20 protein-coding genes and 1 pseudogene are annotated in these 22,721 nt (G+C 36.0%); 9 read left to right on the top strand and 12 right to left on the bottom strand.

Features of this window, described 5'->3' with window-relative positions; translation table 11 throughout:
* Positions 1–124 precede the first annotated feature (124 nt).
* Positions 125–970: a DMT family transporter gene (locus tag GGG_RS0111080; protein ID WP_029574547.1), complete on the bottom strand. Its 846-nt coding sequence runs from the start codon at positions 968–970 to the stop codon at positions 125–127.
* Positions 971–1,028: 58 nt separating this feature from the next.
* Positions 1,029–1,445: a GFA family protein gene (locus GGG_RS0111075; RefSeq protein ID WP_010114907.1), complete on the bottom strand. Its 417-nt coding sequence runs from the start codon at positions 1,443–1,445 to the stop codon at positions 1,029–1,031.
* 211 nt (positions 1,446–1,656) lie between these two features.
* Between GGG_RS0111075 and GGG_RS0111070 the strand changes: the two genes are divergently transcribed.
* Together GGG_RS0111070 and GGG_RS0111065 are read left to right on the top strand one after the other, a co-directional pair.
* A complete protein-coding gene (locus GGG_RS0111070) occupies positions 1,657–1,902 on the top strand; it encodes a hypothetical protein (protein ID WP_010114905.1) in 246 nt (81 codons plus the stop codon).
* A 116-nt stretch (positions 1,903–2,018) separates the two neighbouring features.
* On the top strand, positions 2,019–2,456 hold the full coding sequence (locus tag GGG_RS0111065; protein ID WP_010114903.1) for a PaaI family thioesterase: 438 nt from the start codon (positions 2,019–2,021) through the stop codon (positions 2,454–2,456).
* Between the two features lie 124 nt (positions 2,457–2,580).
* Here the strand turns inward: GGG_RS0111065 and GGG_RS0111060 are convergent, their stop codons facing one another.
* The 3 genes and pseudogenes from GGG_RS0111060 to GGG_RS0111050 form a co-directional block, all read right to left on the bottom strand.
* Positions 2,581–3,201, bottom strand: a complete 621-nt coding sequence (locus tag GGG_RS0111060) for a hypothetical protein (RefSeq protein WP_010114901.1) — start codon at positions 3,199–3,201, stop codon at positions 2,581–2,583.
* 127 nt (positions 3,202–3,328) lie between these two features.
* A pseudogene (locus tag GGG_RS19715) lies at positions 3,329–4,767 on the bottom strand (glucose/sorbosone family PQQ-dependent dehydrogenase).
* 561 nt (positions 4,768–5,328) lie between these two features.
* Positions 5,329–5,994, bottom strand: coding sequence for a TetR/AcrR family transcriptional regulator (locus tag GGG_RS0111050; protein ID WP_010114895.1), 666 nt, complete (start codon positions 5,992–5,994; stop codon positions 5,329–5,331).
* 101 nt (positions 5,995–6,095) lie between these two features.
* Between GGG_RS0111050 and GGG_RS0111045 the strand changes: the two genes are divergently transcribed.
* The 3 genes from GGG_RS0111045 to GGG_RS0111035 are packed head-to-tail and all read left to right on the top strand — an operon-like array spanning position 6,096 to position 9,287.
* Entirely contained in the window at positions 6,096–7,553 is a 1,458-nt protein-coding gene (locus GGG_RS0111045) for an NAD(P)/FAD-dependent oxidoreductase (RefSeq protein ID WP_010114893.1), read from the top strand.
* Positions 7,554–7,587: 34 nt separating this feature from the next.
* Complete coding sequence (locus GGG_RS0111040; protein ID WP_010114892.1) at positions 7,588–8,433, top strand: SDR family oxidoreductase; 846 nt, start codon at positions 7,588–7,590, stop codon at positions 8,431–8,433.
* A complete protein-coding gene (locus GGG_RS0111035; protein ID WP_029574545.1) occupies positions 8,433–9,287 on the top strand; it encodes an SDR family oxidoreductase in 855 nt (284 codons plus the stop codon). Before GGG_RS0111040 ends, GGG_RS0111035 begins: the two co-directional genes overlap by 1 nt.
* Positions 9,288–9,504: 217 nt before the next feature.
* Here GGG_RS0111035 and GGG_RS0111030 read toward each other — a convergent pair whose 3' ends face one another.
* From GGG_RS0111030 to GGG_RS0111020, 3 genes are all read right to left on the bottom strand, one after another.
* Positions 9,505–10,617, bottom strand: coding sequence for an S-(hydroxymethyl)glutathione dehydrogenase/class III alcohol dehydrogenase (locus GGG_RS0111030; protein ID WP_010114890.1), 1,113 nt, complete (start codon positions 10,615–10,617; stop codon positions 9,505–9,507).
* Positions 10,618–10,637: 20 nt separating this feature from the next.
* Positions 10,638–10,913 carry a metal/formaldehyde-sensitive transcriptional repressor gene (locus tag GGG_RS0111025; RefSeq protein ID WP_010114889.1) on the bottom strand — a complete coding sequence of 92 codons (276 nt, stop codon included), beginning with the start codon at positions 10,911–10,913 and terminating at the stop codon, positions 10,638–10,640.
* Positions 10,914–11,239: 326 nt separating this feature from the next.
* The gene (locus tag GGG_RS0111020; RefSeq protein WP_010114888.1) at positions 11,240–12,034 is read right to left on the bottom strand and encodes a hypothetical protein; all 795 of its coding nucleotides are present in this window, start codon (positions 12,032–12,034) and stop codon (positions 11,240–11,242) included.
* 364 nt (positions 12,035–12,398) lie between these two features.
* Between GGG_RS0111020 and mutS the strand changes: the two genes are divergently transcribed.
* The 4 genes from mutS (at position 12,399) to GGG_RS0111000 (ending at position 17,381) form a co-directional block, all read left to right on the top strand.
* Entirely contained in the window at positions 12,399–15,044 is a 2,646-nt protein-coding gene (gene mutS, locus GGG_RS0111015) for a DNA mismatch repair protein MutS (RefSeq protein ID WP_010114886.1), read from the top strand.
* 218 nt (positions 15,045–15,262) lie between these two features.
* Positions 15,263–15,586, top strand: a complete 324-nt coding sequence (gene fdxA, locus GGG_RS0111010) for a ferredoxin FdxA (protein ID WP_010114885.1) — start codon at positions 15,263–15,265, stop codon at positions 15,584–15,586.
* Positions 15,587–15,726: 140 nt separating this feature from the next.
* Positions 15,727–16,446 (top strand): D-Ala-D-Ala carboxypeptidase family metallohydrolase, encoded by a 720-nt coding sequence (locus GGG_RS0111005; protein ID WP_029574544.1) that lies wholly within the window; start codon positions 15,727–15,729, stop codon positions 16,444–16,446.
* Positions 16,447–16,715: 269 nt separating this feature from the next.
* A complete protein-coding gene (locus GGG_RS0111000) occupies positions 16,716–17,381 on the top strand; it encodes an O-methyltransferase (RefSeq protein ID WP_010114882.1) in 666 nt (221 codons plus the stop codon).
* A 384-nt stretch (positions 17,382–17,765) separates the two neighbouring features.
* Here the strand turns inward: GGG_RS0111000 and GGG_RS0110995 are convergent, their stop codons facing one another.
* The 4 genes from GGG_RS0110995 to GGG_RS20465 all read right to left on the bottom strand — a co-directional run.
* Positions 17,766–18,608 carry a universal stress protein gene (locus GGG_RS0110995; RefSeq protein ID WP_010114881.1) on the bottom strand — a complete coding sequence of 281 codons (843 nt, stop codon included), beginning with the start codon at positions 18,606–18,608 and terminating at the stop codon, positions 17,766–17,768.
* A gap of 127 nt (positions 18,609–18,735) precedes the next feature.
* Positions 18,736–19,353: a DapH/DapD/GlmU-related protein gene (locus GGG_RS0110990; protein ID WP_010114880.1), complete on the bottom strand. Its 618-nt coding sequence runs from the start codon at positions 19,351–19,353 to the stop codon at positions 18,736–18,738.
* The gene (locus GGG_RS0110985) at positions 19,346–19,942 is read right to left on the bottom strand and encodes a YigZ family protein (RefSeq protein WP_010114879.1); all 597 of its coding nucleotides are present in this window, start codon (positions 19,940–19,942) and stop codon (positions 19,346–19,348) included. Before GGG_RS0110985 ends, GGG_RS0110990 begins: the two co-directional genes overlap by 8 nt.
* Positions 19,943–20,055: 113 nt before the next feature.
* The coding region (locus GGG_RS20465; RefSeq protein WP_010114878.1) for a SwmB domain-containing protein at positions 20,056–22,721 on the bottom strand (2,666 nt) is incomplete at its 5' end.

The raw sequence follows: 22,721 nt of genomic DNA, 5'->3' as shown, positions 1-22,721 counted from the left end.
AGAAAATTTATCAAACAATAAAATTTTACACTTCAATAAATATAGCTAATTTTTATAAAAAATAATATTGAAAAATAACGAAAAAAATAAAATATTAAGCTGACTTATTTTAAACAATGCAAACTCAAGTTACTTTTTTAGGTACTGCAAAAATAACCAATAAAATTCCACACAGTACAGCTCCAGACGACAGTAAAATTCTCAGACCGATGTTTTCACCAATAAAGAGCGAACCACCAATAATTGCTAGACATGGCACGCTTAATTGCACCGTGCTCGCCATGATTCTGTCGATCTGTTTGAGAATGGAATACCACAATACATAAGCACTACTTGAAGCCAATCCTCCTGAAACAATCGCTAAAATAAAACCTTGCCAACTTATATAAATATCTTGTGCAAATAGAAATCCAGCAATAACCACAAATGGTATAGCCCAAACAAAGTTGGTGTATGTGCTATTTAAAGGATTAGCAGAATCTTTGCCTGAAATACTATAAGCAGCCCAAGCAATACCAGAAATCACCATAATCAAGGAATATCCTAGGCTTGGCGCATTTGCACCCGGTAAAAGTAAAATCGTAATGCCTGAAAAAGCAAGGAGCAAACCCACTGCTCTTTTCCAATTGATTTTTTCACCATGACATAATCCGTAAATCACCATAGTCAATTGCACTGTACCAAATAACAATAACGCACCAACACCCGCATCAATTTTCACATAAGCCAATGAAAATGCAACAATATACGTCGCTAGATAAAACCCATGCTTGAGATTCCAATTAAGTTTTGTTCGGATTTGAGATTTGCGATAACTCACCATCAACAATACACTTAAAACCAAAACACCACTCAGTACACGAAGGATGCTAAAGCTCATTGGATCAATTTGATTTTGCACCAATGCAAAACGGCAAATTACTGAATTTGCAGCAAAAGCAATCATTGCCAATACAATTTTAAACAGCATTGCTGATACGTCCATTTTCAACACATTTTGAAATCCATTTTCAAAGAAAATAATTTGATTATTCAGATTGTGCTGTAAATAAAGCCACAACTTCCGCCTCAGTCATTTTTGTCGTTTCATTTTTAAAGCTATAAAAGTCAGGTTTGTTGTCTATATAAATCTCCAAATCCAATTTTAAATCTTGAAGTGCATCATTTAATGAAAATGCATTGATATTACAATAGCTTTGATCTTTAGTTCGCCAAAACAAAGTTGTACCACACGCATTACAGAAACCTCGTTCGCCCCATTCTGATGAGTTAAAAACACTCAAATGATCTTGCTGATCAAAAACCAAAGTACCTTGTTTTACATCTATGGTCATAATCACGCCACTGGTTTGGCGACGGCAAATTGAACAATGACACACATGGACATCGTGATTATTTAATTCAACATCAAATGTTGTTACGCCGCAAAGACACTGTCCTTTCATAAGCTTGTTCCTTTTTGAGTCTAAATTTATAAATTGATTTTATCGTTTGAACTAAAAATACTATGATTTTTAGATGAAGTCCTTATGAATATTTTATATCCTGAATTCACATATAAAATGAATTTATATTTACGTTATTTATCATTTGAAATTTACAATTCATTAGGATTAGACTAGAAAAACAATAAATTAAATATAAGCTTTGGAAAATATGCGTTATAAAATAATTGATGTCTATAAACTACAAGGCATTCAGCGTTATATCGCTAAGTGCTTAAAATCACACTCACCTCAATTTATCGTGATTGAGAGTGCTAGAACACTGTGCAAAGAATTAGATATTATCGATGTGGATCTCGCAAAAGCACATGCCACATGGGCAACAGGTGAGAAAATTGCCTTAAAAATCATTCATCAATCTGACCATTTCGAAAAATTCTACACAACTGAATATTAAAATTTTCTAACGCTACAGTCACGACAAAAGATTTGACAGTCTTCTTGTCTCAGCTTATCTTATTTTAATAGTTCCTTTTTGGAACTTAATTTAAAAATGGCAATCAGGATAGCAAGATGAAACACCCTAAAGAAATGACAGGATTAGAATTTTTACAAGCAATGGTTGCTGGACATATTCCAAGAGCGAGTATCAGCGAAACTATTCCAATGGATTTATTTGAAATTTCTAATGGTCAAGCCAGCTTTAAAGTCAAGGCAGATCAACGTCATTTGAATCCTTTAGGTGGCGTACATGGTGGTTTTGCTGCAACTGTTTTAGATTCTGCGACAGGTTGTGCAGTACATACCACTTTGGAAGCTGGTGTGGGTTATGGAACAATCGATTTAAATGTCAAAATGTGCCGTCCAGTGCCTAAAGATAAAGAATTACTCGCGATTGGTTCTGTCATTAATTTAAGTAAAAATCTTGCAATTTCTGAAGGTAAATTAGTTGATGAAGATGGTAAGTTATATGCGCATGCCACAGCGACCTGTATGATTATTCGTCCTTAGTCCATATGCAATTAAAGTGCTATTTATTTTGAATGGCACTTTTTATTCTATTTCTTTTTCACTTTATCCTTTTTAATGCTTAGAATTTATCGTCTACTTTCTACTCTGATTTTTTCAATCTGTCTCATTTCTTTAAACGACTTGTTAAATTATATTTAGCCTGCTCTTCCAATAAATATCTAAAATATTCAGTCTGATATAAAGGTTTCATTTCAAAAAAATAGTTTAATACTTCTGCTCTTTTTACCCGATACAACTCAGCCTCAACCCACGAATATTCTTGCTGAATTTGCTGTTCATATTCTGCAAATCGTTGTTTGGAACTCCCTAGAATTGCCAAATCTATGTCCAATAAATAATTTAAGTCCTGATCTGCCGCAGGTGAATGCTTTTTAGTTGCAATAATCCATTTATAAACTTTTTGAAGTTGAGTATTTTCAAATAATTGTGAACAATGTTGCTCCATTAATTCAGCACTTTTTTCTTCATTGTCGATAGCCTGCGGATTATAAATTGCATCATGGAACCAAATCGCCAACTCAACAGCAATCGGGTCATTCAACTGATTTTTTATCTGATGAAAAAATGCTAAACATTCCACAATATGTTGAATCGTATGATAGTGACGTTGTGGCTCAGAATAAGCTTCTAATAATAAACGTAATAATGCTTTTGAATGCGCATCCTCCAGCATTAAGTGATTGGAGAATTGTTGCCAATAGGATTTAAATTGATGTTTAAACATATTTTATTTTCAATCCATTTTCACACCTAAATGATGAGGAAGTCTCATACTGATTCAATCAACTTAAATAAAAAGCGTTGAGTAGATCAACTTCCTAATCATCTGTTCAATTATTCATACAAAGCCGTTAAGGTGTATACGTGAATCGAATCAAAGCGCCTGGATTCTCTAAAGTATTGGTCACAGTCCCATCATCTTTTTGCACATTACCTTCTTTATCAGTCAATACATAAAGAACATTACCTGCGGGATTAGCAATGACATCACGATAGCGGTTATTACTCTTAAACATAGGCACTGCATCATCATAAGTCACACTATATGTCGGATCCATTTTAATACGGAAGATCACACCTCGTTTTAATGATGGAACCAACAATACATTTGACCAACCTGAAATCGCTTTTTGACCACCGTTATAAACGTATGCCGAAGCAGGTGCAACCGTTGGCCAACAGATATAGGTCATTTCACCACACATGGGATCGTTATAACTATAAGTATCTTGTACTGTATATAAAGTTTTTAATGGTGTAACAAAGTTTTTACCCTGCCATTCTGACTCTTTCGTTACAGGGACACCGTCCATAACTTTTAAACCATTCTGTGCTAAATCTTTAATCTGAGATTGGTTTTTGGCAGCAGAATAATTTGCATAGGCATAGCCACTATCATCTTTATAGCCTGCTACATTTGGCCAACCATAATACCACCTTTAATGATCTCATTGATTTCATCATCAGAATTTGGTCCTTGCTCAGCTTGTAGCAACTTGCCATTTGGGCTAAAAGCCAAACCTTGTGGATTACGATGTCCTATCGTATAGATATGACTGACGACACCATCAAAACTTGGGTTATCGTTTGGAATACTTCCATCCAAATTCAAACGCAAAACTTTACCCATATAGGTATGATAATCTTTATTTTTTAAATCCTGCTGTGTTGGCGTATGCTGAGCTTGGTTTGGTAAAAATAAATACGCCAATTGGTTACGCCCCTGATCACCAATCGTATAATAAAGCTTTTGGTCTGGGCCAATAATTAAACGTCCTGACTGATGATCTTTTGCTGAAGGTAAGCCTGTAATTAAATCCAGTGGTTTTTCAAAAGAATCCATTGTTTTGTTATAGGTGTAGCGTCTAATAATAGTTTGATTTGGTAGATTTTTATCCGTCGCATTAGGGTTTTTAAAAGTACCAGAAACGTAAATATAAGGATGTTGTTTAAAATTAGGGTGGAATGTAAAACCTAGAAAACCATTCTGTGCATGATCATCATTTATAATCTCAGGAACTTGGAATATTGTCTTTGCAGCACCTGACTCTGGATTAACACGTATAATTTTGCCTGTAGCAAGCTCAGTTAGCCAAATCTGATTGTCTGGTCCCCAAAGTAAGGCATGCGGTTTGTTTAAATTTGATAATAGGACTTTCTTATCAAACTTTTGGCTATCAGCTTTCGCAAACTGAGCAGGAGTCAGTGGAATATCTGCAAAAACACTTGAACTTACCAATGACTGAACTACGCCCAATAAAGCTATTTTCATCAATAAATGCTTTTTCATTTAATATACCTCAATTTGTTAAACTTCATATAATTTGCTCATAAACAGCAATCATGTCACATTATTACAATTTACTCAGTGTATTATAAAAGTGAAAAAGAAGATTAAAAATTGAGATAAATAAGAAATAGTATCTCAATTTTATGACAATAATATTTCCCTTAATTCCATGATCTAGGAAAACCTATCCCTCCCTGAAAAATATAAAGCTATTTGAGGTTCTAGCTAGAACTAAGTGATGTATAGTGAATAGATCAAATTATATTATTTCTTTTAAACCATCAAGATATGTTGCTTTTCAGTTAAAGTTTTCTCGATCTGATTCAACTTAAAAATAATAGATAAGCAAAATGAATACCAAGGTACTAAGCATCTAGCGATATAATTGATTTAAGTATGTATATTTAAATAGTTATAGTGAAATATAGAATGATTATTTCTAAACAACAATCTAAAGCAGCCCATGTTTTTAAATGGATTAAATCACGATTATTTCCAACAATAAAACATCATAATATAAAAACAGATTAAAACTATTACTGAAACTTAAATGATCAATGATCAATGATTGAGTGTTAATTGAGTTGATGTTCCTTTGATAATATGGAACATCGAATTGACCATGATTTGACGATCAAGTTGATAACCATCTAACAACCATGCCATCGTCGATTGGCTGATTGCCCCAACTATACCAATTGCAACCACATCACGTTCTGCTTCAGATAATTGAATATTAGGATAAAGAGATAAGCTTAACTGTAAAAAAAGTGCAGCAAAGCTACGTATTGCATTGTTATAAATTACATCAACACGTGTACTCACACCAAGCACTTCCAACCAAATAATTCGTGCAGTTTTAGGACATTCTACTGCCTGAAAAAAGATATCGAGCACTTGTCGAATTAAAACATCGACATCATCTTTTTGATCATCTCTATCATCATTATTTTGAATTGTGAGTAGAATTTTAGTTTGAATGTCTCGAATCGCTTGTTCATACACAAGCACCAGCACATCCTCCATACTGGAAAATGATTCATAAAAATAACGATCAGTCAGTTCAGCTTGTTTGCAAATCACTCTGACCGTTGTTTGCCGAAAACCGATTGTGCCAAACAACTCGTGTCCAGCCTCAATAAATTTTTGATGTCGTTTGGCTTGACGCTCCGCTTGAGCTTCGCCCGCATAAGTTCGCCCAATTTGGGCATCATGGCTTTTTTTCATGATTAATATTTGACAACATTTATTGTCAAATGTAAAGTGAAGACAGTTGTCATCAAATTAAACTAAAATTATAGCAATAGCGTAAAATAAGGATGTAACTTATGTCTTATCATCAAGTGATTATTATTGGCAGTGGCTTTGGCGGGCAATGCTCTGCGATTAATTTATTAAAAAATGGGATTGAAGATTTTTTAATTTTAGAACGTCGTGATTTTATGGGAGGCACATGGTGTCAAAATAGCTACCCAGGCGCTGCTGTTGATGTGCAATCTCCACTCTACTCGATCTCACATGAACCTTATGCATGGAGTCAGATGTTTGCAGAACAGAATGAATTAGAAGAATATACCAACCATGTAATTGATAAATATAATTTACGCAGTAAAACAAAAACCAATTGTAATGTTGTAAAAGTACAGTGGGATACCCATAAAAAACGTTGGAATATTTATACAGATCAAGATGAGGTACTGACAGCCCAATTTATTATCAATGCATCAGGGCCGCTGAGTACGCCTGTGATTCCAAATTTTAAAGGCCGTGACAGCTTTGAAGGTAAATCATTTCACACCAATGAATGGGATCATGACTACAACTATAAAAACAAACGTGTAGCGATTATTGGCAGTGGTGCAAGTGCAGCACAAGTGATTCCTACAATTGCACCTGATGTCGCTCATTTACATGTTTTTCAACGGACACCGCATTGGGTGATGCCTCGTCCAGATTACAAATTTAACAGCGCACAACAGAAATTAATTGGCAATAAATTCATTCACAAAGCAGTGCGTACTGCGGTGTATTGGAATCTTGAAACACGAATGATTGGTTTTAAATATTCTAAAGCTGCTTTAAATGTATTTGCACAAAAACTAGCACTTAAACATATTGAAAAACAAATCCAAGATCCAAAACTCAGAGTGGCAGTCACACCAGATTACACCATTGGCTGTAAACGCATTATCTTATCCAATACTTTATATCCAGCACTATCTCGAAATAATGTCACGCTACACACTAAAGACTCAGCGATTGCTTCAATTGATAAAACGGGTATTAACACCACAGATGGACAGCATATCGATCTTGATTTAATCATTTATTCAACAGGCTATGATGCAACAGATGGTGTAATTTCTTATCCAGTTTTAGGTGAAAAAGGTCAAAATATTGCAGAGGTATGGCAGGAATTTCCAAGAGCTTACCTAGGAACTACCCTTCCGAACTTTCCTAATTTATTCATTATTACTGGCCCAAATACAGGCATTGGGCATACTTCAGCAATTTTTGTCATTGAAGCGCAAATGAATTATGTCTTGAAGGCAATTCAAACCACCCTAAAACAAGGGAAACAAAGTATAGAAGTCACCGCCGAAGCTGAAAATGACTATACACAAATGATCCATAAAGAAATGAAAAAAACCGTTTGGCAAACGGGTGGTTGCAATAGTTGGTACAAAAACAAAAGCGGTCATGTGATTGCAATGTTCCCTGGCTTTAGTTTCACCTATTACCAAATGGCTAAAAACTTTAAACCCCAGCATCATCAATTCCATTGATCAATAAGCTAAGAACAAGTATGAGAATAAGCAAATGACTCAATATTTTTCAAATCAAGTCACCATTATTACAGGCGCAGGCTCGGGCATGGGAAGAGCCTATGCATTGGCCTTTGCGCGACTCGGTGCAAAATTAGGATTGAATGATTTTAATCAAACAGGTTTAGATGAAACGATTGAACTCATCAAAAAACAAACACCCAATTGCACTATCGTCAGTGAAGTTTTTGATGTTTCTGATCAAAATAAAATGTTAAGTTTTGCAGACTTATGCCAGAAGAAACTTGGAAATGCGTTTGTCATTATTAATAATGCAGGCATTGAAGGCGCTTATACGCCGGCATGGTTAATGGATTTAAGTAGCTACGAACGTGCTATGAAAATTAATTTTTTTGGCGTTGTTTATGGAACACGTGCCTTTCTACCTCAACTATTATCAAAAAATAAAGGACATATTGTTAATGTATCCAGTATTTTTGGCTTAGTCGGGACACCTAACCATTCTGATTATTGTGCCAGTAAGTTTGCAGTACGAGGCTTTAGTGAAGCACTGATGTGTGAATTGCAAAACAGTGGCGTTCAAGTTCATTTGTTACATCCGGGCGGAATTGACACTAACATTGTGCAATCTACAAATGGACAAGCTTTTTCTAAAAATTATTTAAAAACTTCGCCTGAACAAATCACAGCGCATTTAATTAAGCATATCGAAAAAGGCACCACACGAATTGTATATGGCAATGATTCATTGAAAATATGGTTGGGCTCCAAATTAGTACCATTAAAAATATTAAATAAATTCATTTGGTCAGACATGAAAAAAGTGATTGATCAAAAACCTTATAACTTAATAAAACTGAAAAAAGGACTTTTTAAATGATTCAGGATTTTAACAATGCTGTTGTCGCTATTACAGGCGCAGGTTCAGGTATTGGTCGTGCTTTAGCAATGCGTTTTGCTCAGGAAAATTGTCATTTAGCCCTCTCAGATGTTCATTTAGATTCGGTCGAGGAAACTAGAAAGCTTATTCAAAGCAGACCGCAATTTAGCCATTTGAATATTTCATGCCAAAAAGTTGACGTGAGTAATCAACAACAGGTTTTTGATTGGGCAAAAGATACTTTTGAAACTCACGGTAAAGTGAATCTGATTATCAACAATGCTGGTGTTGCATTGTCAGGGACTGTGAACGAACTTGAAATTAAAGATTATCAATGGATTATGGATATTAATTTTTGGGGCGTCATCTATGGCACCAAAGCTTTTTTACCTTACCTTGAGCAATCAGGTGAAGGTCATATCGTTAATATTTCCAGTGTTTTTGGTTTAACTGCGCAACCTTTTATGAGTGGATACAACGCAAGTAAATATGCAGTTCGAGGTTTTACCGAAGCACTAAGACAAGATTTAGAAATCAGTAACTCTGCGATTAGTGCAACATGCGTACACCCAGGTGGAATCAAAACCAATATTGCCAAATCGGCACGAATTTCTGACAAGCTATCCAAACTCACTGGAAAATCAGCACAAGATGCAACCAAAGAGTTTGAAATGACTTTTCTAACCACTTCGACAAAAGCTGCTGACACCATTTTTAAAGCTGTCAAAGAGAATAAAAGACGTGTTCTGATTGGGCCAGATTCTAAATTATATGACTGGTCAGCAAGACTTTTACCTTCATCTTATCAGGCAATTTTCACAGCAGTTGTACGTTCACGCATGAAGAGAAAATAGAAATGCAAAAAAAGTAGACATCGTTACTTGTTTGGGGATTTGTTTAGAAATCAGAATTTTTATCCAAAAAAAAGGAGCTTATTCATCTAAATGCATTGATTAAAGCGTCATTTAGCATGAATAAAGCTCCCATTCTTTAATGCCCAATGATCATTGCCATGACCACCCAGCTAAAATACAGAAAGCACAGTACAGAACGCGTAGTACAGAAAATAAATTATTCGTAATGAATAACAGTACGAATCGATTTACCCTCATGCATTAAATCAAAGGCTTCATTAATTCCGTCTAAGTCCATAGTATGCGTCACGAATGGCTCAAGTTGGATTTTGCCTTCCATCGCATCCTCAACCATTCCAGGAAGTTGCGAACGACCTTTGACACCACCAAAAGCTGAACCTAACCATTTACGACCAGTAACAAGCTGGAATGGTCGAGTTGAAATTTCCTGACCTGCACCTGCTACACCAATGATGACGGATTGCCCCCAACCACGATGTGCGCATTCAAGTGCTGAACGCATAACATTCACATTGCCAATGCATTCAAAAGAATGATCAACACCCCAGCCTGTCATTTCAACAATCACATTTTGGATTGGCTTATCATAATCTTGCGGATTTAAAAAGTCAGTTGCGCCAAATTCTTTGGCAAGTACAAATTTATCTGGATTGGTATCAATCGCAATAATACGCCCTGCTTTTGCTTGTAGTGCACCTTGTATGACTGCAAGTCCAATTCCGCCTAGACCAAAGACTGCAACACTGTCACCTTCTTGAACTTTAGCGGTGTTATGTACTGCACCAATACCAGTCGTTACGCCACAACCCAGCAAACACACATGTTCAGGGTTTGCTTCAGGATTAATTTTAGCTAATGAAACTTCTGCTACAACTGTATATTCACTGAAAGTCGAACAACCCATATAGTGATAAATAGGTTGACCATTATAAGAAAAACGTGTTGTGCCATCTGGCATTAAACCTTTGCCTTGCGTCTCACGCACAGCAACACATAGATTGGTTTTGCCTGATTTACAGAATAAACATTCACCACATTCAGCCGTATAAAGTGGAATCACATGATCACCAGCTTTAACACTGGTTACACCCTCGCCAACTTCAACCACAACACCTGCGCCTTCATGCCCTAAAATAACGGGGAATACACCTTCAGGATCACTCCCTGATAATGTAAATGCATCGGTATGGCATACACCTGTATGAGAAATTTTGATTAAAACTTCCCCCTTTTTAGGTGGTTCAACATCAACTTCAACAATTTTAAGCGGTTCACCAGGACCAAATGCAACCGCAGCACGTGATTTCATAGAATTTCTCCGAACAAAACTTACTTTAAATACGACTTGAGAATCTTCGCTATTTCCGTCAATTCTTCCCTTCTTTGTTGTTCTGTGGTTTCGCCTGATACGAGTGTGTCTTTCAAATGAACTTCCAACATCTCATTCATTAAACCATTGATCGCACCACGCACAGAACATATTTGTTGCAGAATTGCACCACATTCCACATTACTTTCTAACGCATTTTCAATCGCTTGAGCCTGACCGATGATGCGCTTAATACGTAAAAGAATCTTTTTTTTATCTTCAACTTGATTTGGCATAAATCTGATCCATTCAAATTTTATAGTATAGTACCCTATAGTATAAAATTTAAAAACAAATGATTAAAAAATAATGTAAATTTTAATTAAAAATATTTAAAATTCATATAGTTGTATTGAAAAATTCATTTTACTGCTCATTATTCATTTATTCTTATTAGAATTCTTTTTTGAATCAAGCTCAATACGTTAAGATGATAAACAGTAAGGAATCAAATTGATTGTTGAGACTCTCTAGCTTATCTTAACAAGAGCAGAAATACCAAGTCTCGTATTCGTTTTATTAAAGTGCTTTGGTTCAAATTCAGAAGATATTTTTTTCTAAATTAATTGTTATTACTTACTTCTTTAGAGTTTTGTTTAACATACTGTATAACACTTTCATTATTTAAAATAAATTCTTTTATAATTTCAGGATGATCAATAATATTATCATCTTTATTTTGTACAACATTACGAAAATCATCAGCAAATTTAGTATCTACTTTTAACCCTGAATCATCATTATTCAACCACTGCGATGTATACACCTCATATTCAAGTTGATATTTACTATTTAAGTATGTTGTAATCTTAAATACTTGCATAAAACCAGAATCAATTAAATGTGGATCATAATCATGGTATTCAATCATTAACCAATGTTTCTTTTCTTTGAAGTCCCCAACTAAAATTGCATTTATACCAATACCACTTCTATATATTTTCATATTATTTTTAGAAGCTTCTAATTTACTATCTTTTTTTTGTCCATATTCAAAAAAGGCAGCTCTATATTCATTACTCGTAAAATCCTTTTGTCCTTGAATTTTAAAATTTGATGTCGTTCCAATTTGTAAACTTACAGTTGCACTATCTTTACTAAATGGGCAATTAAAAGTTTTTTGGTAATTACCTGTAAATGTTGGTCGCGGAAAATATAAAAAGACTGAACGTTGTACTCCTTCAATATTCCTATGTCCATAATTACACTTAGGAAAATTGAGAATTAACTCCTCCCCAGAATCATAATAAGGAATACGTACTAAATTTCTTTCTCGATTCTCATCAAATATAATTTTATCGCCAAAGATAACATTTCCAATAAAAACCATAAAAATCAAAATGATAAAATATTTCAAAAATATACTTCCTTATAGACGTTCTATTTTACAACCTATTATTAGCCACACAACGAGATGATAACTCAAGCTTAAATGATTGATACCATTTGACCAAACCGATTTCCTTTTGTTGTTTATTTCCTCATTCCAGTCAGGATTCCTTTTTGTGAATCAGGCTCAATTTGTTAAGATGGCAAAGCATAAACTATCAAATTGATTTCTCCTGCTCTGTTGACTCAATTTTGATATAGAAAAATCTACATTAAAACGTTTACTTTTTCTTGGTTTAGCTAGAATTTGCACAAAAATTGCTTGAATTGGTTAGACGGTCCAATTTTAAAATTAACCCTATTTATTCTTTAAATTTAAGGTTTTAACATCGATGAATAACACAGAAATAACGGCTGACCTCTCCTCGCACACGCCAATGATGCAACAATATTTAAAAGTAAAAATGCAGCATCCACATTCTTTGATGTTTTATCGCATGGGCGATTTTTACGAACTTTTTTTTGATGATGCTAAAAAAGCTGCAAAATTATTAGGTATCACCCTCACCCATCGTGGTAAAGCCAATGGCGCGCCTATTCCAATGGCAGGTGTACCTTATCATGCAGCCGAAGGTTATCTAGCACGTTTGGTTAAAAAAGGTGAAACCGTTGTTATCTGTGAACAAATTGGCGAGGTCACAGGTAAAGGACCTGTTGAGCGTGGTGTTGTTCGAATCATCACGCCTGGTACGTTGACAGATGATGCTTTATTAACAGCAACACAAAGCTCCAATCTTGTTGCTTTATGTTTCCAACAAAATCAAATTGGTATTGCTTTACTTGATTTAAGTGCAGGTATTTTTAAAGTTCAACAACAAGAGTTTAAAGCAGAAAATCTCGCTATCGAATTGGCGCGTTTAATGCCAAGTGAACTGCTCATTGATGAAGATATGATCGATCCAAATATTGTTGAATCGATTAAAAAGCAGATCGACTGCCCGATTACTAAGCGTCCAAATGTCGATTTTAATTTAAATAATGCACAGAAAACCTTATGTGATCAATTTGCTGTCGCGACACTTTCTGGCTTTGGTATTGACCATTTACCTTTAGCAAAAGCAGCGGCTGCATCGCTGATTCATTATGCAAAAGAAACTCAAAAAACTGCATTACCACATATTCGTTCAATTAAATTAGAACAAAGCTCTGACTTTATTGCTTTAGATCCAGTCACACGTCGTAATTTAGAAATTATTGATCCATTGTTTGAACATGGCACGTCTTTATTTCATTTAATCAATGATTGCCAAACTGCAATGGGTGGTCGTTTACTTGCTCGTACATTGATGCAACCCATTCGTGATACACATCTTTTAGATGCTCGTTTAGATGCAATTGATGCTTTTTTGCAAGGCTATCATGAGTCACCTGTACGTTTAGTTTTAAAAGAAATTGGCGATATTGAACGTGTGTTGAGTCGTGTCGCTCTGGGCAGTGCTCGTCCACGTGATCTCGTTCAGCTGCGTCAAGCTTGTGCGCAAATTCCTTTCTTACGCCATGCAATTCAACCCATTCTCAACACCAAAAAATCCGTTTTTGTTCAGCAATTAAATGAAGAACTTGGTGATTTTAATGGCTTACATCAACGTTTACAGTCAGCTATTGTTGAACATCCTCCAGTCCTTCTACGTGATGGTAATGTCATTGCTGAAGGTTTTGATGATGAGTTGGATGAGTTACGTAAAATTCGAGATCATGCAGGACAATTCCTGATTGATTTGGAAATAAAAGAACGTGAAGCAACAGGAATCAATACCTTAAAAATTGGTTATAACCGTGTCAGTGGCTATTATATTGAACTCACCCGTGCGCAAGCTGAACAAGCACCTGATCATTATATTCGTCGTCAAACGCTTAAAAATGCTGAACGTTATATCACGCCAGAACTAAAATCTTTTGAAGACAAAGTGCTTTCAAGTGAATCTCGTGCTTTAGCGCGTGAAAAGCTTTTATTTGAAATGTTATTGGATGAATTAAAAGCCGATATCGGACATTTACAAATGATGAGTGCGTCGATTTCACACATTGATATGTTGTGTAATTTTGCCCATCAAGCCCGTTTACATAGTTGGCATCGCCCTGAATATAGTCCTGAAATTGGAATAAAAATCACGGCGGGACGCCATCCTGTTGTTGAGGCTTTAAATAAAGCACCTTATACCCCAAATGATACCTTGCTTGATTTTAATCATCGTATGGCAATTATCACAGGGCCGAACATGGGCGGTAAATCGACATTTATGCGCCAAACTGCCTTGATTAGCCTACTCGCTTATTGTGGTAGTTTCGTTCCTGCTAAAGCTGCAAAATTAGGTCCAATTGATCGTATTTTCACTCGAATTGGTTCTGCCGATGATTTGTCTACAGGAAAATCAACTTTCATGGTTGAAATGACTGAAACATCTCAGATTTTACATCATGCAACCAATCAATCTTTAGTGCTTATGGATGAAGTCGGCCGTGGTACCAGTACCTATGATGGTTTATCTTTAGCATGGGCATGTGTTCTTGATCTAACCAAACGAATCAAATGCTTATGCCTTTTTGCAACGCATTATTTTGAACTTACAGAACTTGCCAAAGAATCTGCGATTGATAACTATCATGTTACTGCCAAAGAGTTGAATGGTAATTTGATTCTTTTACATAAAGTACAACATGGCCCTGCTAGTCAAAGTCATGGTCTTCAAGTGGCTAAATTGGCAGGTATTCCTGCGAGTGTAATTAAGGAAGCTCAAAAGCGTTTAAAGATTTTAGAAAAGCAACAGTTGCAACAACCAATCAATGTTGTCCAAAATGATTTGTTTGCAGAAGCTGAGATTTTTGAAACTGAAATTGAAATTGTTGAAAAAGTCATTGAAGTGGAAAAATCTTCTCCTGTTTTAGATGCTTTGGCTGAAATTGATGTGGATGATTTAACCCCACGTGAAGCACTTGCTAAACTTTACGCACTTAAAGAAATTTTAAAACAAGGTTAGAATTAATTCTGATAGCCTTATGCAAAAAAGAGAAAAGCCCACGAGAATCGTAGGGCTTTTTTATTAATTCGGTCAAAAAACCAACTGTTTATTGGTTTTTTATCACAATCAGTAGTCGTGCATATAATAAATATCAATAAAAGCAATTGTTAGTTGGGGTAGTTTTGCCTAAAATACACCATTATTAATTAGAACCATATTTTTAGGTAGCTGACGCCATGACCTTTGTTGTCACTGAAAATTGTATCAAGTGTAAATACCAAGACTGCGTAGAAGTATGTCCTGTGGACTGTTTTTATGAAGGTCCAAATTTCCTTGTGATTAGCCCAGACGAATGTATCGACTGCGCACTTTGTGAACCTGAGTGTCCTGCAAATGCGATCTTCTCTGAAGATGAGTTACCAGAAGGTCAAGAAATCTTTATTGAGTTAAATGCTGATTTGGCGCAAAAATGGCCAAATATCACTCAAATTGGTGATCAACCGGCAGATCGTGAAGAGTGGAATGGTAAACCTGATAAATTACAATATTTAGAAAAGTAATTTTTAGATGTTAAAGATCAGCTTAGGCTGATCTTTTTTCATTTCAATAAACAAATTGTACATTTATTTGCAATTTATCCATATTACCTTATCCAATCTAGTCTAGAATAGCGCCTTACCTTCTTTAGCTAATATTGAGAATGAAAAATATTCTAAAAGGTCTGCTTACAGTCAGTTTTTTTGCAACTATTTTGACTGCTTGTACGTCTTCTCCTCAAAAAAGCCCAACGATTAGTACACCTCATGGTCATCGTATTTATATTCCTCAAGAAAAAATTACGATTGAACGTGCTATTCCGCCTAAAGTGATGCCCAACTCATATCGTAATTGGTTAATGGTTGATTCGAATCAGTCACGTGCGCGTGATTATGAACGTTTTCTTGAAAAGAACAGCGTTGGGAATATTATTCCAAGTTTTGAGTTATTTAAAACAGCTCGGGATTGGGACAAATGTGGTAAATCTGAATATATGATTCCAAGCGAAGAAATTTGGCGGAATCAATTACCTACATTAAAAGTATTCAAATATTTAGTTGCATCAAAAATTCTGACAGATTTTACAGTGACTTCAGTTTATCGTGATTTACCTTTAAACCAGTGTGCTGGCGGTGCAAGTTCTTCACGTCATTTGTTTAATTCAGCCATCGATTTTCGTATTGGGCCTGAATACCCACAACCTGAAGATTATGCATATATTGAAAATACCAAGTTCAAACTCTGCCAGTTCTGGGCGCAATATGGTCAAAGTTTAAATATGGGACTTGGCTTATATGCCTCAGGTCAAATTCATATTGATACTCAAGGCTATCGTACTTGGGGACCTGATTTAACACGTAATAGTTCGATGTGTAATTTCTAATCGCATTTGAATGCTGACTGTTGTAAATGACTATTGTTAGAATACAAAAGAGATCGAAAGATCTCTTTTTATTTGTCTTTAAGTTGTGCACAGCTTTTATTCGATGATTTCCAAATTCAGTTTTATGTGAATCATGGGTCTAATGAACAATAGCTTAACTCGTTATTGCTTAAATATTATCCAAAAGTTTTCGTTAAAATTGCACTCTCAGCATAAACCATTAAAATGCACACTACACAAACCCAGTGACTCTCATGAGGCGGTACAACATGCAACAAATGTGGTCAGACATCGATGCTTATATCGAATCACATTTAATCCCTGAAGATCCTATTTTAACTCAAACATTGAAAAATACTGAGGCGAAAGGCTTTCCAGATCATCTTGCTGTTGCTGCGAATCAAGGCATGCTTTTACAAATGCTCATTCAAATGAATAAATGTAAACGTGTTTTAGAGTTAGGTACCTTTGCTGCATATAGCACCATGTGGCTGGCACGTGCATTGCCTCAAGATGGTTATATTTTAACGATTGAAGGTCGAGATACACACGCAGCTTTGGGTCAGGAAAATATTGATCATGCCCAACTGCCACAGACTGTGGAACTGAAAGTTGGGCGAGCTGCTGATATTTTAAATGCTCTACCTGAAAATACCGAACCGTTTGATTTTATTTTTGTCGATGCTGATAAACAAAGCTATCCTGAATATTTAGAGCTGAGTTTAAAACTGTCACACTCAGGTACAGTGATCGTTTTAGACAATGTGATCCGTGCAGGTGACATTCTCGATACTGAAAATCATAAACCGAGTATCGAAGGGATTCGTGATATGTATAAAGCCATGCAGAATCATCCTAAAATTTTATCCTGTACCGCCCTTCAAACTGTCGGCAGTAAAGGTCATGATGGTTTTGCAATCGCCATTGTAAAATAATGTATTTTTCATCTAAAAAGTCCTCTATCCTTATAGGGGATTTTTTTGTTTGACAATTTTGATTGGTATTTTAAGTCATCGGCATTAAGGTGATGAGTTATCCCCTGAACTTGTTTGTAGAATTATGGATAACTCACTTATTACTAATTAAGCAATTGAATATATGATACTTTTAATAACAGTTCGTTTTTTAATCAATTAATTTAATCCCTTTTAAAAAAGCTATTGCATTTTAAATTGCAACATTTCACAACATTTTTTTTAATTTTTCTGATAAAAAATGCCATGAAATTTAGGCTTCATGGCATCGAATTATTGTGAATAAAATCACAGTCATTATTTAACTATTCATCTATTCAAAACACTCAGAAATACAGCAAGCACCTATTTAGCAACCAAAAGTGGAACTGATGAATTACGGAAAATCGTGGTGGTTACACTTCCTAGGAAGAATTGATGAATTTTACTATGGCTAAATGCACCAAGGACAATCAATTGAATTTGATGCTGCGCTTGATAATCCAAAATATTTTCAGCAACATCGCCATAACGGTACTCAACCACAACATCTAAACCTGCATCTTTTAAACGTTGTGTTGGCTCATTCAGTATTTCAGGATGATCACCGACATAGACCAAGTGACATTGTAATAACCGAAGTAGATCACTTTTTTCAACACGCTTTAGCATTTTCTGACATGCTTCAGAGAGTTCGTATGCAAAAATAAAACGTGTTGGTGGTTTAAAGGTTTCCCCTACTGTTAACACGGTGCTTTTTGTCCCACGGATAAAGTTTTCGACATTGCTGCCTAATGTTTTATTTTTTTCAGCCGAACGTTCACCGACCTTGCCAATCACAGCAATATCATCAATATCCAATTGGTTAAAGCTTTGCTCAAGGAAGTCACCTTTTTCTTGTATCTGACTCGCCTGAATACCGTATTTTTCTAGAATATGTTCTGAGATATGTTTCAGTAAATTATTACTATAGTCCAAAGCCAATTCACTTTGCTTTTGTTCTAATTCTGCAAGCTCTTTCAGCAACATTGCGTTGCTTTCAAAACCAATTACCCCACTAATTTCTCCTAAATGATAACTTGCAGGGTAATAGTCTAATACTTGCAATAAAACCAATTCACGACCAGTTTCTTGAGCAATCCATGCCGCTGCTTCTGCGACTGCATTAATGCATGGAGAAGAATCAATACAAGCCACTACTCTGTTCATTATAACCTCGCTTTAGCCTTACAGCTTTGGGTCTCTTTATTTTAAATTAGCATAAGTTTTAAGTTATTTGGACAGTATTATGTAATAAATTCCGTAATTTAATGCTGTAATTGTACATATTGTGCAGTTACTCACGATATCGAACAAATCTTGCAGGGTTACCTACGACAATCTCACGTTCAGCAACATTTTTGGTCACCATGCTATTCATACCCACAACAGCATGTGCAGCAATTCTCACACCGTCCTTAATGCCCACATGCGCACCTAACCAAACATCCTGACCAATTTCAATGCCTTTCGATGTTACAGCTTGTTGATAGATAGGCTGATTTAAATCCATGCCGTGATCAAAAGCATAAAGATGGCAATAAGCCGCTATACGGACTTGATCAGCGAGTGTGATCCCTACCCGACCACCATCTAAAATACAATGATGGTTAATTGCAACTTCACTCCCTATCTGCAAAGGCCCATGCAAAGTACAGTCTGCGGCAATAAAAGTATTGTCACCAATCACAATCTTACGCCCAGGCTCAGCAAAAATATGTGCCAATGGTGATATAAAGCAGTTTTTGCCGATTTCAACCGTTTCCATTGCCATCAAATAATCTTGATACTCTTTTTGCCATTGTTCAGCCCACAGTTTATTTTTTGGTTTGAGTGAATAATACAACCACGGCATATAATTCAAACGATGCTTATGCTGTTCTCTGTATTTAAGCAATGGATCTTGTTCAAGCATGCTGTTCTTCCAATACTTTGAGTTGCTCACGTCCACGGGTAACATCTTGAATTTTCAATTTAAGTGGATCAATTTGATGAATTTGTAACATTGCTTCGACGGCAACACCTTCTGCTGTGTATTGCTCTACATATTCAATCTGTTGAGAATTGAGCTCATATTGAAAAATTGCCCATTCATTAAACTGACATTGAAAATAAACAGTTTTCTTTTCAATTTGTTCAATCTTTTCAGCCAATAATAAACATTGCCCTGCACAACCACCATATGCTCGGACTAAACCACCTGTACCGAGTTTAATACCGCCATACCATCGGTTCACTAAAACAATTGTATTGGTTAAATCATTGCCTTCTATGGTGGCTAAAATGGGCCTTCCTGCTGTTCCCGATGGTTCGCCATCATCATTAAATCGAACATTATGCCCAATTTTCCAAGCCCAACATTGGTGTGTTGTTGCTATATCCAAATGTTTTTCTAAGAACTCTTTAACCTGCTGTTCATTTTCTACAGGCGCTGCAATCGCTTGAAATCGACTTTTTTTAATCTCTTCTTCATAGGTCGTTTCTGTCGCAAGGGTAAAAGCCATAATTTAAATAGAACATTCAAATAAAATACCTTTGAATTATAACTTGGAATTGTGCTCGACGTGGCAATAAAAAAGCTCTAAACAAACTTAGAGCTTTCTGTGAAATCGAATGTTTAGAAAATAATTTGTTGATTTTGAATTAGCTCTTCAAGTGTGGTATTTACATGTTCTAAAATCAAAAGATCACTTTTTGTATAAGTCGTCCCTGTTCCATCACGATCTACTTGAATCACGGTTTGGTCGTTGACAACATCATAACTCACTGATAAATATTGCTGAATATTTCCAATATTTGCAGCATTTCCAAGTAATTCGGCAATATCTATTTTATCTGCTTCGCTGTCAGTCGTCACATTCCCCTTATGAAAATCAGTCCAAGTATCTGTCCCATTTCCACCTGTTGCATCATTTGCAACCAGTAAATGATAAATCGCTGTATCTGAACCAATCCCGCCCGTTAAAAAGTCGTTGCCTTTTCCACCTTCTAACCAATCATTTCCCGCATTGCCTTTTAAGGTATCAACACCATCTCCGCCTCGTAAAATATCGTTTAATGAACCGCCTTGGAGGGTGTCATTTCCGCTTGTACCATAAAGCCGCACATTCGACGTATTTAGATGTTGATCAAACTCAGAAAGTTGATCATAAATCCCTATTTTTGTACCACTTAACAGTTGAACATCTGCAAGAGACGTGGCGCTTGTTTTACCATAGCCAATAATTTGATTACTGCTGTCTTTATTAGCATCGCTGATATAACGGCTATCCCATGCTTCAATACTTAATGTAGGTAACACACTGACGTTTAATAAACTTGGTACATAAACAGAAGCGAGAAATTCTGTTATTTCATTGTTAGAGACAATTCCGCCATCTTTAGCAGTGATTTCTAGAGTAGTCACGGATGCTATTTCAATTCCTAATAGTGTGATCCCCTCTTTCTTATAGTTAATCTGCAAACCAAGTAAATCTGCTACAGATTGTGAATATTTGATCGTTGAATCTAAGGCTATAAGTTGTTCATTTTTAATAACTACTTTCTTTAAGTCATTATTCACATCATAAGCAGCTATGGGCTGATTATCCAATTGAATAAGTCCAAGTGCATCAAGCCCCACTAAACCTAATAAACTGCCTTCTTTCAGTGCCGTGATTGGATTTTGAGTGGTACTAGCTTGATAAGTGCCGATATCAAAAATATTACTTACAGGGCTAACATTATGTGAAGCATCTGTTGCTGTTGCCGTAATTTGAAAATTAGAACCCTGAACACTCCTAAACGTCGGACTGGTTAATGTTGGTTCATAACTCCAACGACCTGAACCATCTGCTATTGCAGTACCTACTTCAAGGCTATTCACAAAAACGGTGACAACACTATTTTCTTCTGCAACACCATATATAGTTGGGGTAAAATCATCTGTCAAACCACCTGAATAAATATTACCAAATGCGCCTACATTATCTTCCGCCCCTAAAATAATCGGTGCAGGTGGTGGCGTAATATCAATTGTTGAATGATTATCACCTGCTGGTAAATTGGTCTGTGCAATACTATTTGCATCATTACCCGTTGTATCTTGAGTCGCATTGGTATCATTATTTGGACTTGGATCGGTGTAGCTGTAACTCACACTTTGTCCAATTCCAATCGCTGGAATGAAGCTAAGTAAAACATCGTTACCTGTGACCGTGACACTTGTTGGAGTGACGGTTTGTCCATTGATTGTCACCGTGAAATTACTTGCTAGTGCTGTGTTATTAGCATCTAAAGCTTCGTTATAATGGAACACCAATTGACCAACCATATTCACTTCAACGCTTTGCAATATTGGCGCAGTGACATCAACATTTGAGTGATTATCACCCGCTGGCAAATTGGTTAATGGAATGCTACTTGCGTCATTACCTGTTGTATCTTGAATTGCATTGGTATCATTATTCGAGGATGGATCGTTATAGCTATAACTTACACTTTGCCCAATTCCAATCGCTGGAACGAAGCTGAGGAATACATCACTACCTGTAACTACAACACTTGTCGGAGTGACGGTTTGTCCGTTGATTGTCACCGTGAAGTTACTTACTAGTGCTGTGTTATTAGCATCTAAAGCTTCGTTATAGTGGAATACCAATTGACCAACCGTATTCACTTCTACGCTTTGTAGTTGTGGTGCTGTAACATCAACATTCGAGTGATTATTACCTGCTGGTAAAGTTGTTAATGCAATGCTATTTGCATCATTACCCGTTGTGTCTTGAATCGCTGACGTGTCGTTATTCGAACTTGGATCGTTATAGCTATAACTCACACTTTGTCCAATGCCGATCGCTGGAACAAAACTCAGTAAGACATCGTTGCCTGTAACTGCGACACTTATCGGAGTGACGGTTTGTCCGTTAATTATCACCGTAAAGTTACTTGCTAGTGCTGTGTTATTAGCATCTAAAGCTTCGTTGTAGTGGAACACCAATTGACCAACCGTATTTACTTCTACGCTTTGCAATATTGGTGCAGTGACATCAACATTTGAGTGGTTATCACCTGCTGGTAAATTGGTTAATGGAATGCTGTTTGCATCATTACCAGCCGTATCTTGAATTGCATTGGTATCGTTATTTGTGGATGGATCGTTATAGCTATAACTCACACTTTGTCCAATACCGATGGCTGGAACAAAGCTGAGGAAGACATCGTTGCCTGAAATTGTAATTGTACTTGGAGCAAAAGGCTGACCGTTAACGGTCACTGTGAAGTAACTCGCATTCGGTAGGTTCA

The organism is Acinetobacter sp. P8-3-8 (assembly GCF_000214135.1).
GTDB lineage: Bacteria > Pseudomonadota > Gammaproteobacteria > Pseudomonadales > Moraxellaceae > Acinetobacter.
Note: the sequence above shows the minus strand (reverse complement) of the source record. Positions and strands in the feature narration are given on the sequence as shown.

What these genes read in the sequence shown, in the direction of transcription:
- GGG_RS0111065 (WP_010114903.1), top strand. Translation starts at nt 2,019, where the DNA reads ATGAAACACCCTAAAGAAATGACAGGATTAGAATTTTTACAAGCAATG.
- GGG_RS0110995 (WP_010114881.1), bottom strand. Translation starts at nt 18,608, where the DNA reads ATGAACAGAGTAGTGGCTTGTATTGATTCTTCTCCATGCATTAATGCA.
- GGG_RS0111050 (WP_010114895.1), bottom strand. Translation starts at nt 5,994, where the DNA reads ATGAAAAAAAGCCATGATGCCCAAATTGGGCGAACTTATGCGGGCGAA.
- GGG_RS0110990 (WP_010114880.1), bottom strand. Translation starts at nt 19,353, where the DNA reads ATGCTTGAACAAGATCCATTGCTTAAATACAGAGAACAGCATAAGCAT.
- GGG_RS0111030 (WP_010114890.1), bottom strand. Translation starts at nt 10,617, where the DNA reads ATGAAATCACGTGCTGCGGTTGCATTTGGTCCTGGTGAACCGCTTAAA.
- GGG_RS0111070 (WP_010114905.1), top strand. Translation starts at nt 1,657, where the DNA reads ATGCGTTATAAAATAATTGATGTCTATAAACTACAAGGCATTCAGCGT.
- GGG_RS0111040 (WP_010114892.1), top strand. Translation starts at nt 7,588, where the DNA reads ATGACTCAATATTTTTCAAATCAAGTCACCATTATTACAGGCGCAGGC.
- mutS (WP_010114886.1), top strand. Translation starts at nt 12,399, where the DNA reads ATGAATAACACAGAAATAACGGCTGACCTCTCCTCGCACACGCCAATG.
- fdxA (WP_010114885.1), top strand. Translation starts at nt 15,263, where the DNA reads ATGACCTTTGTTGTCACTGAAAATTGTATCAAGTGTAAATACCAAGAC.
- GGG_RS0111075 (WP_010114907.1), bottom strand. Translation starts at nt 1,445, where the DNA reads ATGAAAGGACAGTGTCTTTGCGGCGTAACAACATTTGATGTTGAATTA.
- GGG_RS0111000 (WP_010114882.1), top strand. Translation starts at nt 16,716, where the DNA reads ATGCAACAAATGTGGTCAGACATCGATGCTTATATCGAATCACATTTA.
- GGG_RS0111045 (WP_010114893.1), top strand. Translation starts at nt 6,096, where the DNA reads ATGTCTTATCATCAAGTGATTATTATTGGCAGTGGCTTTGGCGGGCAA.
- GGG_RS0111060 (WP_010114901.1), bottom strand. Translation starts at nt 3,201, where the DNA reads ATGTTTAAACATCAATTTAAATCCTATTGGCAACAATTCTCCAATCAC.
- GGG_RS0111080 (WP_029574547.1), bottom strand. Translation starts at nt 970, where the DNA reads ATGCTGTTTAAAATTGTATTGGCAATGATTGCTTTTGCTGCAAATTCA.
- GGG_RS0110985 (WP_010114879.1), bottom strand. Translation starts at nt 19,942, where the DNA reads ATGGCTTTTACCCTTGCGACAGAAACGACCTATGAAGAAGAGATTAAA.
- GGG_RS0111025 (WP_010114889.1), bottom strand. Translation starts at nt 10,913, where the DNA reads ATGCCAAATCAAGTTGAAGATAAAAAAAAGATTCTTTTACGTATTAAG.
- GGG_RS0111005 (WP_029574544.1), top strand. Translation starts at nt 15,727, where the DNA reads ATGAAAAATATTCTAAAAGGTCTGCTTACAGTCAGTTTTTTTGCAACT.